This is a genomic window from Novosphingobium sp. RL4 (assembly GCF_035658495.1).
Classification (GTDB): domain Bacteria; phylum Pseudomonadota; class Alphaproteobacteria; order Sphingomonadales; family Sphingomonadaceae; genus Novosphingobium.
In genome coordinates, this window is the sequence record NZ_CP141945.1 from 812,898 (window position 1) to 825,324 (window position 12,427).

Annotated in this window: 10 protein-coding genes; 3 read left to right on the forward strand and 7 right to left on the reverse strand. The window is 68.3% G+C overall.

Annotated features, from left to right (window positions below):
• Positions 1–27: 27 nt before the first annotated feature.
• Positions 28–1,383 carry a dicarboxylate/amino acid:cation symporter gene (locus U9J33_RS20790; RefSeq protein ID WP_185999088.1) on the forward strand — a complete coding sequence of 452 codons (1,356 nt, stop codon included), beginning with the start codon at positions 28–30 and terminating at the stop codon, positions 1,381–1,383.
• Here U9J33_RS20790 and U9J33_RS20795 read toward each other — a convergent pair.
• The 6 genes from U9J33_RS20795 to U9J33_RS20820 are packed head-to-tail and all read right to left on the reverse strand — an operon-like array spanning position 1,370 to position 8,597.
• Complete coding sequence (locus U9J33_RS20795; RefSeq protein ID WP_231635954.1) at positions 1,370–2,398, reverse strand: transporter; 1,029 nt, start codon at positions 2,396–2,398, stop codon at positions 1,370–1,372. The two genes, U9J33_RS20790 and U9J33_RS20795, sit on opposite strands and share 14 nt — an antisense overlap.
• A 25-nt stretch (positions 2,399–2,423) precedes the next feature.
• Positions 2,424–4,046 (reverse strand): inorganic phosphate transporter, encoded by a 1,623-nt coding sequence (locus U9J33_RS20800; RefSeq protein WP_132469668.1) that lies wholly within the window; start codon positions 4,044–4,046, stop codon positions 2,424–2,426.
• A 50-nt stretch (positions 4,047–4,096) separates the two neighbouring features.
• Positions 4,097–5,176, reverse strand: coding sequence for a Gfo/Idh/MocA family protein (locus U9J33_RS20805; protein WP_185999089.1), 1,080 nt, complete (start codon positions 5,174–5,176; stop codon positions 4,097–4,099).
• An 11-nt stretch (positions 5,177–5,187) separates the two neighbouring features.
• Positions 5,188–6,207 (reverse strand): alcohol dehydrogenase catalytic domain-containing protein, encoded by a 1,020-nt coding sequence (locus U9J33_RS20810; RefSeq protein ID WP_185999090.1) that lies wholly within the window; start codon positions 6,205–6,207, stop codon positions 5,188–5,190.
• Complete coding sequence (locus tag U9J33_RS20815) at positions 6,204–7,394, reverse strand: sulfotransferase (protein WP_324699869.1); 1,191 nt, start codon at positions 7,392–7,394, stop codon at positions 6,204–6,206. The genes U9J33_RS20810 and U9J33_RS20815 overlap by 4 nt, the downstream gene beginning before the upstream one ends.
• 30 nt (positions 7,395–7,424) lie before the next feature.
• Complete coding sequence (locus U9J33_RS20820) at positions 7,425–8,597, reverse strand: hypothetical protein (RefSeq protein WP_054438624.1); 1,173 nt, start codon at positions 8,595–8,597, stop codon at positions 7,425–7,427.
• A 193-nt stretch (positions 8,598–8,790) separates the two neighbouring features.
• Here U9J33_RS20820 and U9J33_RS20825 point away from each other — a divergent pair, with 193 nt between their 5' ends.
• Together U9J33_RS20825 and U9J33_RS20830 are read left to right on the forward strand one after the other, a co-directional pair.
• A complete protein-coding gene (locus U9J33_RS20825) occupies positions 8,791–9,303 on the forward strand; it encodes a hypothetical protein (RefSeq protein WP_185999092.1) in 513 nt (170 codons plus the stop codon).
• 92 nt (positions 9,304–9,395) lie between these two features.
• Positions 9,396–10,112, forward strand: a complete 717-nt coding sequence (locus U9J33_RS20830) for a TetR/AcrR family transcriptional regulator (protein WP_185999093.1) — start codon at positions 9,396–9,398, stop codon at positions 10,110–10,112.
• 24 nt (positions 10,113–10,136) lie between these two features.
• Here the strand turns inward: U9J33_RS20830 and U9J33_RS20835 are convergent, their stop codons facing one another.
• Positions 10,137–12,386, reverse strand: a complete 2,250-nt coding sequence (locus U9J33_RS20835) for an ATP-binding protein (protein ID WP_324699870.1) — start codon at positions 12,384–12,386, stop codon at positions 10,137–10,139.
• Between the last annotated feature and the right edge of the window lie 41 nt (positions 12,387–12,427).

The following is a 12,427-nucleotide window of genomic DNA, read 5'->3' on the forward strand; positions in this document are numbered from 1 at the left end:
ATTCTCACGACCTGAAGGCAATTCTGCATGGCGAAGACCCCCGAAACCAGCGCCTCGCGCCACCCCGGTGTCCCATCGTCCGGTTCAAGGTGGCCCGGCTTCGGCGTGCAGGTGCTGCTGGGCATGGTCGTGGGCCTTGCCGCGGGCCTGCTGGTCCGCCAGCTCGGGCCTGACAGCGCCCTGGCCTCGGGCGCGAGCGAGACGTTCCACACCGTGGCGCAGATCTTCATCCAGCTCCTGCGCACGCTGGTTCCGCCGCTGGTGTTCACCGCGATCATCGCCTCGGTCGCCGCGCTGCGCGGGCTCGACAACGCGGTGAAGCTGGTGGGGCAGACCCTGCTGTGGTTCGCGATCACCGCGCTGATCGCCGTGCTCATCGGCATCGCGCTGGGGCTGACCATCCAGCCCGGTCTTCACGCCCATGTCGATGCGGGCGCGGCCCATGCGCCCGCATCGGTCGGCGGCTGGCTCGATTTCCTCAAGGGGCTGGTTCCGGCCAACTACCTCGGCATTACCGCCGCCACCACGCTGGAAGACGGCGCGGCCACTACCGCCGTCTCCTTCAACGTGCTGCAGATCATCATCGCCGCCGTTGCCGTGGGCGCGGCCGCCGTGAAAATCGGCGCGAAGGCGGAGCCGTTCCTGGCCTTCATGACTTCGGCCAACCTCGTGCTGCGCCAGCTGCTGCGCTGGCTGATCGCGCTGACCCCGCTCGGCTCGGCGGCGCTGATCGCCAATGCCGTGGTCAGCTACGGCTGGGACGCGCTTTCCGCGCTCGGCGCCTTTGCCGGCGCGGTCTATATCGGGCTCGCGGTGGTCATGCTGGCGGTCTACCCGCTGCTGCTGCTGCTGCACGGGATCAACCCGCTGCGCTTCTTCTCGGTGGCCTGGCCGGCGATCCAGATCGGCTTCCTCTCGCGCTCGTCCGTCGGCACCATGCCGGTGACCGAGGAAGTGACCGAGCGCCTCGGCGTGCCGCGCTCCTACGCCGCCTTCGCGGTGCCGCTCGGCTCGACCACCAAGATGGACGGCTGCGCGGCAATCTATCCGGCGATCTCGGCGATCTTCGTGGCGCAGTTCTACGGCGTGCCGCTCCAGCTTTCGGACTATGCGCTGATCGTGTTCGTCTCGGTGATCGGCTCTGCGGCCACGGCGGGGCTGACCGGCGCGGTGGTCATGCTGACGCTGACGCTCTCCACGCTCAAGCTCCCGCTCGAGGGCGTCGGGCTGCTGCTGGCGATCGACCCGATCCTCGACATGGGCCGCACCGCCGTCAACGTGGCGGGACAGGCGCTGGTGCCCACCATCGTCGCCCAGCGCCTCGGCATTCGCGGACCGATGCAGACCGGCGACATCGAGGCGCTCCGCGCTAGCGCCGCATGAAGCCCATCCAGCGCAGCAGCAGATAAGTCGCGATGGCCGCGCCGCCCGCGAACAGGGTGGCGTGGATCGTGCCGTAAGGCCCCTGCGCGAAGGGCAACCCGCCGGTGTTCATCCCGAAGATCCCCGTCACGAGCGTGGCCGGCAGCATCAGCGCGGTCACGATCGAGAGGATGTAGAGGTTCTGGTTGGTCCGCTGCGCCTCCTGGATGTCCAGTTCCTCGCGCAGCAGCCGCAACTGCGACTGCACGCCCTGCACGTCCCCGTCGAGCGACTGGATGCGCTGGGCGATCTTCTCCACGCCGGGCAGCAGCGCCTCGGGCAGTTCCTCGTCCTTCTCCAGCCGCTGGAACACCCCGCGCATTCCCGTGAGCAGGCGCTGTATCTGCGCCAGCCGCCGCCGCACGCCGATCAGGTCGCGCGCCTTGGGCGGATCGCGCGCGTCGAGGAACATGTCCTCCACATGCTGCACGTCGGCGCTGAGCGAGCGGGCGATATCGGCGATGTTCTCGCTGATCGCGCCCGCCAGCAGTTCCAGCGCCTGCGCCGCCCCGAATCCGGCGCCGCAGCGCGAGAGCCGGGTCCGCACGATATCGGCCGAACGGATCGGATGAAGCCGCGCCGTCAGCATCAGCCCCGGCGCCAGCGCCATGCGCAGCCCGCCCACGCGCGCCGTATCGGCCACGTCGAAATCCCGTTCGAAATCGTGAAGCACGCAGGCCACCGTGCCGCCGTCGACCAGCGCGCGCTGGTGAGTGTCTGGCGAGAGCAGCAGTTCGCGCACGGCCGGGGGAACCGCTTCGAACCGCTCTATCCAGCTTCGCGTGCGCTGGTGCGCAAGATTGAGATGAAGCCAGCGGAAGCGGCCTTCCGGCGGGCGTTCGCAATCGGCAACGGGGAAGGCGCCTTCGTCCGTCAGGTCCATGCCCCAGATCAGGCCCGGCCCCATGCCGCCATCCGCCAGCGGCGCGCCGGCGCCCTGTGTGGCGGCAAGAAGACGGGGCAGGTCATGGCTCATGGCGGCAGCGCGCGGCCGGAACCCGTCAGAGAACCTGCGAGAACAGCATGTAGAGCCCGCCCGCCATCACGATGGAGACCGGCAGCGTCAGCACCCAGGCCATGAGCAGGTTGCGCACCGTGCTCATCTGGAGGCCCGAACGGTTCGCCGCCATCGTCCCCGCCACGCCGGACGAGAGGACATGGGTTGTGGAGACCGGCAGGCCGAGATGGTCCGCCCCGAAGATCGTGCCCATCGCCACCAGTTCGGCGGCGGCGCCCTGCGCGTAAGTCAGGTGGGTCTTGCCGATCTTCTCCCCCACGGTGACGACGATGCGCTTCCAGCCGACCATCGTGCCCAGCCCCAGCGCGATGGCCACCGCCACCTTGACCCAGGTGGGAATGAAGCGCGTGCCCGCATCGAGCGAGGCCTTGTAGGTCGCCAGGCTTTCCTGCGCCTGCCCGGAAAGCGCGGCGGGCTTCTGCTTGCCCAGCAGCTTGATCGCTTCCGAGGCGAGGTACATGTCGTTGCGGATATTGCTCACCGCCGCCGCCGGCACTTTCGCCAGCGAGCCATAGTCGGTCACCTGCCGGTCCACGTCGTGCACCAGCACCGAAAGCGCGGGAAGCGTGGCGGGGGCCAATGTCTTGTCGGCGATATAGGCCGTGACCCGGCTGCGCGCCTGCGCGGGATCGAGCGGGACGCCGGGAGGGGGCGAAGCCTCGTCCAGCGCGGCTCCGGCGGCCAGCGAGCCGGCGTGGAATTCCGCCGTGTAGCGTTCGGGCACGGCGCGGTTCAGCGCATAGGCGGTGGGCACCGTGCCGATCAGGATCAGCATGATGAGCCCCATGCCCTTCTGCCCGTCGTTCGAACCATGCGCGAAGCTGACGCCGGTGCAGGTGAAGATCAGCAGCGCCCTGATCCACCACGGCGGCGGCAGGCCGTCCTTCGGCTCCTCGTAGAGTTCCTTCTTGCGGACCAGCACTTTCATCGCGGCGAACAGCAGCGCGGCAAGGCCGAAGCCGATCAGCGGCGAGAACAGCAGGGCCTGGCCGATCTCGGCCGCCTTGCCCCAGTCCACGCCCGCGGTGCCGCTCTTGCCGTGCATCAGCGCATTGGCCACGCCCACGCCGATGATCGAGCCGATCAGCGTGTGCGAACTGGACGAGGGAATGCCCAGCCACCAGGTGGCGAGGTTCCACAGGATCGCCGCCAGCAGCAGTGCGAAGACCATCGCGAAGCCCGCGCTCGATCCCACTTGCAGGATCAGTTCGACCGGCAGCAGCGAAACGATGCCGAACGCCACGGCGCCGGTGGAAACCAGCACGCCGAGGAAGTTGAAGAAGCCCGACCAGACCACCGCGACGTTCGCGGGCATGGCATTGGTGTAGATCACCGTGGCCACGGCATTGGCGGTATCGTGGAAACCGTTCACGAATTCGAAGCCGAGCGCGATCAGCAGGGCGATGAACAGCAGGATGAACGGCAGGTAGGTGGTGGGCTCCACGCCCACGGCGGCGGCATCGGAATAGACGCTGAAGGCCACATAGACGAGCGCGGCCACGATTGCCGCGCCGAACCCGATCCGGCCGGCGGCGCCAAGGCCCTTTTCAAGGTCGGGCCGGGTTCCGGCCGTGTCGATCGGCCTGGGCGCAAGGGTCGCGTTCATCGTTTCGCCTCGAATGGGGAGACGAAAGCCTTACGTCGGTTTCATGACATTTATGCTGCGCCGCCGCCCGGGCCGGAAGCAGGCTCCAGGCCGGAAGCAGGCTCCACTGGCCGCAGCGCGCCGCCTGCCGCGGATGAGGCGCGGACGGCATCCATGACCCGCATCGCCGCCAGCCCGTCGCGGAATGTCGGGATCGCCACCGGCCCCTCACCCCCCGCACCCTCGATCCTGGCGCGCAGGGCCTCGCAGAGCCGGATGAAGGGTGCCAGCTCGAAGCCGGGCGCTGCGGGCAGCACGAGATCGTCCGGAACCGGCAGCTCGCGCGTGCCCGTGCGGTCCGCCAGCAGGACCTTGCCGCTTTCGATCCACACGGTTCCCCGCGTGCCCGCGCAGCGCAGCAGGCTGGCGGGCGCGCCCCAGGCCCCGGCGCTCTGCTGCATCGATCCCTCGGCCCCGCTCGCCAGACGGAAGCGCAGCGAATAGCTGTCGTCGGCGCCGTTCTCGCGGTCCGATACGGTCAGCAGGCGGGCCGACACGCTCTCGAACTCGCCCAGCCATGTCCTCACCTGGTCTATCAGGTGCGAACCGCCCGCGCCCAGCCAGCCGCCGCCCGATGCCGTGTCGAACCACCATCCGGGCAGGCGCGCGCCGGGATCGGCGCAGAAGGGGATGAACTGGTCCATCGCCAGGAAGCGCGGGGTGCCGATCAGCCCCTCGGCAATGGCGCGGCCCAGCAGCGCGCGTTCGGGCAACCAGCGGAACTCGTGCGCGATCATGTGGACGATGCCCGCCCGCTCCGCCGCATCGAGCAGCGCCGCGCCCTCTGCCGCGTCCATCGCGAAGGGCTTCTCGCAAAGCACGTGGCAGCCGCGCGCCATGGCCGCGAAGGCCAGCGGCGCATGGCTGGCGGGCGGCGCGCCGATCGTGACGAGGTGCGCGCCGGTCCGCTCGATGGCGGCGCCGAGATCGGTGAAGAAGGCCGGGACGCCCGCCTCCGCCGCCTTGCGCTCCAGCCGGTCGGGCCGGGTGCCGACAAGCGCGGCCACCGCGAACCCGGCGGCGCGCAAAGCCGGAACATGGACCCGGCAGCCGAAGCCGGTGCCCACCACGATCGCGGTCGGTTTCTCCATGTCGTTTCCCCTCAAAAGACGTCGTTGCAGCGGACGTGGACCTTGGTTTCGTCATTCGGCCCGCGCAGCGCCTCCAGCATCGCCGGGAGATCGGCCAGCGCGACATCGCGCGTCACGATCGTGGCGGGATCGACGTGGCCCTTGTCCATCCGGTCGGCGATGTAGAGGAACTCCTTCATCGAATAGCCCACCGCGAACCGCAGCGAGACGCACTTGTACGCGGCGATAGCGGGAATCACCGGATCGGGCGCGGTGCAGAACCCCAGCGAGACCACCCGCCCGAACGGCCCTGCATGACGGATCGCGCGGCCCAGCATTCCTTCCGCGCCCACGCATTCGAAGATCACGCGCGGCGATCCGCCCAGCGCCTCGACGACTTCGCCCACCTCGTCCGCGCCATAGGCCCCGAAGGCGTCCGCTCCCATCGCCAGCGAAAGCTCCCGGCGCCGCGCCGAACGCGACATGGCAACGATGCGCCCCGCCCCCAGCCGCCGCGCCCAGTAGATCGCGTAAAGCGCCACCGTGCCGCCACCCAGCACCAGCACCGTGTCGCCCGGCTCGATATTCGCGAACCGCGCGCCGTAGAGGCTGATCGCCAGCGGCTCGATCAGGGCGCCGTCCGTCATCGACAGGGTGGCGGGCAACCGCGTCGCCACGGCGGCGGGCACGCTGGCGAACTGCGCGAAGCCCATCATCGCATTGCCCTCGCCCGACCGGCACAGCACATTGTTGCCATGAGCCTGGCAGGTCTCGCACGATCCGCAGGCGACCGAGGGCAGCACCGCGATCCGGTCTCCCACCCGCCAGCCATCGACATCGCGGCCCAGCTCGACGATCTCGCCCGCATATTCGTGGCCGAAGCGCGCGTTCGGGCCATAGTCCCACGCGCCGCCCCTGGTCATCGACAGGTCGGTGCCGCAGATGCCGCAGCGGTGGACGCGGATCAAGACCTCGCCCGGCGCAGGGCGCGGCTCGGGCACGTCCTCGATGACCACGGGCTGCCCGCCGCCCGGATAGACCGCCGCCTTCATGCCGCCTTCTCCAGCAGGTCGTAACGCGTCACATAGTCGCCGAAAGGCGCGCGCGCCTGCTGCTCGGTCATGCCGTAGTCGGCGATGTCGTAGCGATGGGCGCCGTGCTGCAATTCGGGCTTCTGCGCGATACGGCGGGCGAAGGCGGCGCGGGTTTCATCGGGAATGTCCATGCCGATGAAACCGTAGATCCGCTCCATCACCGCCATCGGCCGATTGTGGAAATCGAGATGCGCGATGTCGAGCACCTGCCCCGGACGGCGCGCCTTCACAGCATCCGCCTTGCGCAGCGCGGCGGCCCACTTCGCCACCTCCCGCGCGAGCATGATCGGCCCGCGTTGGTCCGCGCGGCCCTGTTCGAGCACCGGGTGCATACCCATCAGCAGCGAAACCAGCGAAGGCACCGCCTTTGCCGGATCGCGGTGCGTCTGGATCACCCTGGCATCGGGAAACACCGCGAAGAGCAGGTCGAGGTTGTCGATATGGCCGGGGTTCTTGAGCAGCCAGCGGCGGCCCGGATCGTTCATGCCGATCAGCTGCACGCAGCGGCGATAGTGCGCATAGGCCGCATCCTCGCGCTGGCACTGCCACCAGGCGTCATAGCTCGCCGCGGACCAGCCGCAGGTCCACAAGTTGGAGACGAACGACTGGCGCAGCAACATGCAGCATTCGTGAACTTCCTCGGCCGCCACATGGTGCGCGGCGCGGCGCTGCGGGGCGGCGGCATAGCGCGCCTCGATCACCGCCATGGTCTTGCGATATTCGGGATAGTCCTGCCAGCGATCCACCGGAGGTCGCGGCATCGGCGCGTCGAGCAGCCAGGTCTGCAGCCCCTGGAAGCGCGGGTCCACCGCCATCAGGCGGTGCAGCGCCGTGGTCCCCGTGCGCGGCACCCCGGTGATGACCACCGGCGCCAGCACGGGCACGGCATCGAACCCGGGATTGTCCTTCATCGCCCGGATCGCGCCCGCCCGGCTGCGCAGCACGCCCAGCACCTGCCCCCAGGCCGCGCGCCGCCCCGTTTCGGTGAACTGCGGATCGTAGTCCATCGAATGCAGCAGCACGCCAAGGCCGGGGAGATAATCGTCCGGGCCGAAATCGTCATGCCCCAGCTCCCCCGCGACGATCTCGTGCGCGCGGTCGACGGCGGTGCGGAACCGGTCTGGCGGATCGTAACCGAGATCCATGGCCTAAACTCTCCCTGTTGGATTTATCGTTCACCAGCGCCGGCGCCGCTGGCAGGCTCTTACGCGCTGCCGCAGTTCCTCGGCCCGTTCCTGCGGCGTGACCACGGGCGTATCGGCGGGCAGGTGATCGCGCAGCTCTGCCAGCTTGACCCGCCTGATCGTCGGCACCGGCGCGCTGTCGCAGTCGTACCAGCGGCCATAGATGCCGCCCTCGGTATAGCCTGCCGGATCGAGCCAGTTCGGCACGCCGGGGTCCTCCAGCGCGATCACCGCGCGGTAGCGGCCGTCGCTGGAAAGGCGGGCGTAGTGGCCGTTGGAACTGGATATGCGGTAGACATATTCCAGCGCGTTGAAGCAGGGATCGTTGAGCTGGATGTTCCAGTACGGCGCGTGCGCGGGAACCTCCGTCTCGATCACCAGCGCCTCGTCCGGGTCGAACCGGAAGCAGGCGGGCCAGTAGACCTGCTTGGCCAGCGCCCCGGCCATGCGCACCGGCTCGAACACGTTGAAGCCCACGCGCTCCTTCACCCCGTTCTGCATGGGATAGTAGAGACGGGTCTTGCGGCCGGGAAACTTCGCCATTTCGCCGATGCGGTGCAGGATCTCCTCCGGCGAGAGGCGCGGTTTGGGCGGAACCGGGTCGAGACATTCGATGGAGAGGTGCGGGTCGATCTCGTTCAGCCAGTCGTAGCTGCGGAACCGCAAGTAGAGATACCCCGCCTCCGGATCGATCCGCGCCCACTTGCCTTCATATCCGGCGGGACGTTCGGCGCTGAAGATCACCGAGAAATCCTCGCCCGGCGCAAGGCCGAGGTCGATGTCGTCCACCTCGTTGTGCCCGTTGGGGCGCGGCATCACGTCCACCGAGCCGGACTGCACCTTCTGGCTGGTGAAAGAGAGGATCCGGCAGGTCCCGCGATTGCCCGAGACGCGGTAGGTCAGGTCGCCCCGGATCGGCGACTGCACGTAGATGTCGTCCGGGTTGGGCTGGAGCGTGTAGACCGGGTTCCACAGCGGAGCCCAGTCCGGGTGTTCCGGCGTGGCGTGGAAATAGGCGAAATAGGCGTAGGAGAGGCTGGTCATCGTCTGGCGATAGACGTCGGCGCGATAGGCGGGATCGTCGGGCCGCCAGGTGTCCTGGAGATTGGCGACCGCGCTTTCCAGCCCGGTCAGATAGGCAAGGATGCTCGGCTCGATCTCCATGACGCTGGCCTCTCCGCCGGTTTCGCGACCGGCATATTTAGATAGTGATTGCTATTTATATTCGTGCAGGACCGCCTCGCAAGACATTCGGGGCGGCAACGCCTCCGCCAACGCCGGGGCGATGGGTCGTCAGTGCGAACTTGTCCGACGTAGATAGCGGATACTATCACGAATGCCCTTCACGGAGTTCACGATGACGCTCTCGCTTGCGCGGCCTGCCGGAACGCTTGCCCCCGGGTCGGGGCTGCTCCTCGCCGAGCATTTCCAGATGGCCTATGCCACCAACGACATCGCCGCCGCGCGGGACCTGTTCTCGCGCCGCCTCGGCATCCGGGAGTTTTGCGTGCTGGAAGGGCAGCTTGCGGCAGGGGGCTGGATCAGGGCCGAACTCGCCTGGCACGGGACGGTGATGTACGAACTGATCGAGGCTTCCGGCCCCGGCTCCGAAATCTACATGAGCCGCCAGCCGCCGGGCGAAGGCCCCCGCCTCTGGCACCACCACCTCGGCTTCCTGATCCATGACGAGGCCCAGTGGCAGGGCGTGCAGCAGGGCGCGCAGGGCAATGGCTGGGCCATGCCTTACGAAAGCCGCAACCCGCTGCTCCAGGCCTGCTTCGTGGACGTGCCGGAACTGGGGCATTATCTCGAATATCTCTATCCGGGCGAAGCGGGGCTGGCGTTTTTCGCCTCGGTGCCGAGGAATTGAGAGCATACCGGCGCTACAGGCCGTTTGGACAAACCCGCGCCGTCCCCTAAACGGGCCGGCGCCGGGATATCGCGGCCATCGATGGAGCGGAAGTGGACGAAGCGACGAAACCCGCGCGCCGCAAGCGGCGCAGTTCGCAGGAAGTGACCCGCCGCCTGCTCGAAGCGGCGGAAGAGGAGTTCCGCCGCTGCGGCTATGCCGGGGCGACGACGGCGGCGATCGCCCGGCGCGCCGAAAGCACCGAGGCGCAGCTGTTCCGCACGTTCCCCTCGAAGGCCGCGCTGTTCCAGGAAGCCGTGTTCGCCCCGCTGGACCGCCATCTGGAGCGCTTCAATGCCGAGCATTCGATCACGGATTCCAGCCCCGACGCAGGCGGGCCCGGCGAAGCCGCGCGGCGGGAGAATGCGCGGCTCTACGTTTCGGAGCTGGGGCGTTTTCTCAAGGATCATGCCCCGCTGCTGATGGCGGCGCTGACGGCCGGGACATATGGCGAGGATCAGGGCGCAAGCGCGCGGGCGATCGACAGCCTCAACGCCTACTTCGAACGCGGCGCGGCCACGCGCGCACATCGCGTGCGCCGCCGGAACGAGGCGGGAGAAGGCGCGAAGTCGCAGGATGACGGCGCGCAGGATGGCGGAACGCAGCCGGTCGTCGATCCGCGGCTGATGGTGCGGGTGTCCTTCGCGGCGGTGCTGGGCAACGTCCTGTTCCGCGACATGCTGTTCCCCGCCGGTCTGGCAGGCGATGACGAGATCGACGCGGCGATGCTCGACTTCATGCTGCACGGCACCGGTTCCGATTCCGGCTGAACCTGCCGCCGCCTCACCCAGTGCCTATCCGCCCGCCGGGCGCGCGTCGGCAGCGGTGGGCGCGAGGAGTTCGTGGACCTTGCCCACCAGCGCGGCGATCTCGAACGGCTTGGTCATGATCGCCGAAAGGCTTTCGAGCTGGCCGTTGGAGGCGACGACGTTCTCGGCATAGCCGGTGATGAACAGCACCTTGAGATCGGGCCGCTGCACCCGCGCCATATCCACCACCTCGCGCCCGGTCATGCCGTGCGGCAAGCCGACATCGGTGACCACCAGGTCTATGCGCGGCGCGGCCTCCAGTATGCCCAGCGCCGAGCGGCCGTCACCCGCTTCGAGCACGACGAAACCGGCCTCCTCCAGCACTTCGACCACGAGCATGCGGATCATCGGCTCGTCGTCCACCACGAGGATGACCTGCCCTTCGCCGGCGGCGTCGGGCGCGCCGTCCTCTGCCGGGGAAACCTCGGGCGCCGCCGCAACGCCGTGACGGGGGAGAACGATCGACATCCTGGTGCCTTTCCCGGGCTCGCTGTCGATGACCACCTGCCCGCCGGACTGGCGCACGAAGCCGTAGATCATCGAGAGGCCAAGGCCGGTGCCCTGCCCGAAGGGTTTGGTGGTGAAGAAAGGATCGAATGCCCGCGAAGCGACTTCGGCGGACATGCCGGTGCCGGTATCGGAAACATCGAGAACCACGTAATCGCCCGGCGCCAGGCCGAGCCGGCGGGCATCGTGTCCCTCAATGGTCCGGCCCTGCGTGGCGATCGTCAGCGTGCCGCCGTCCGGCATGGCATCGCGCGCGTTGATGCAGAGGTTGAGCAGCGCATTCTCAAGCTGGTTGCGATCGATCAGCACCGGCCACCCCGTGGAGCCGCGCACCTCGACCCGGATCGCCGGTCCCATCGTGCGGCGCACCAGTTCCTCCAGGTCGGCGACGAGACGGTCCACCCCGGTCGGCTGCGGGTCCAGCGTCTGCTGCCGCGAAAACGCCAGCAGCCTGTGCGTCAGCGACGCCGCGCGCTTCACTGCGCCTTCGGCGGCGTCGAAATAGCGCTCCAGATCGTCATGTCGCCCCTGCCGGACGCGCAGCCACAGCATTTCGAGGCTGCCTCCCAGCCCGGTCAGCAGGTTGTTGAAATCGTGCGCCAGCCCGCCGGTAAGCTGGCCCACCGCCTCCATCTTCTGCGCCTGCCGCAGCGCCGCTTCCACTTCCAGCAGCTTGCGGGTGCGGTCCTCCACCCGGCGTTCGAGCGTCTCGTTCAGTTCGCGCAAGGCATCCGCGCTCAGGCGCAGGTCCGCCTCCACCGAGACGCGTTCGACATGGACCCATGACCGCTCGGTCACTTCGGCGATGATCTCCAGGTCGTAGTCGCTCCAGACGCGCGGCGCCTTGTCGTGGATCGCCATGAGCGCGGTGAGGCGGCCGGACTTGACCAGCGGCATGCAGATCGTGGCGGCAATGCCGATGTCCTGGAAGGTGCGGGCCTCGTGACTGGGCAGTTCGCGGGCATTGTCATTGACGATAAGCGGGCGGTTGGCCCGCAGTTCGCGCACCGCAAGGCTGCCGAAATCGGCGAGACTGTAGTGCCCCAGGATCGAGGGTACGCCCGGCGCGTGCCAGTCTCCCCGGATGGTGAAGCCGTCCTGGTCCTCGTCCATGTCGGCATAGGCGCAGTTCGACAGGCCGAGATGCTCCCCGGTCATCCGGGTGGTGACGGCCAGCACTTCGTCGGCGTCCCGGCAGTTGATGGTCGCCTGGCCGAGCGCGTCGAGGAAGGCGAGCTTCTCTGCCGTGCGCCGCAGTTTCCTGCGCGCGTGATGCGCCTCGGTGCATTCGTGCAGCACCGCAAGCACCCCCACCGGGGCGCCAGCATCGTCGCGGACCGGGGAATAATCGATATCGAGGAAGGCCGGTTCGGGGCATCCGCTGCGTTCGAACAGGAATTCCTGGTCGGCGAAGGTGCGCGATCCGCCCATGAGCACATCGGCAATGATCCCGCGGTTGAAGTCCGCCACTTCCGGCCAGCTTTCCAGCACGCTGGAGCCCAGCGACATCGGATGGCGCCCGGCGGCAATGGGGATGTAGGGATCGTTGTAGATCATCGTCCCGCGCTCCCCCATGAGCAGCGCCATCGGCACTTTCGCCGAGAGAACCAGATCGACCACGGCCTTCAGCCCCGCCGGCCACGCCTCCAGCGGACCAAGCGGCGTAGCGGCCCAATCGTGGTTCCTGACAAGACCGGAAAGTTCGCCGGCGCCCCCTGGAAAATTCAAGTCCACCACCCTCTTCGCAAGCGAGAATTGCTTGACGCCAA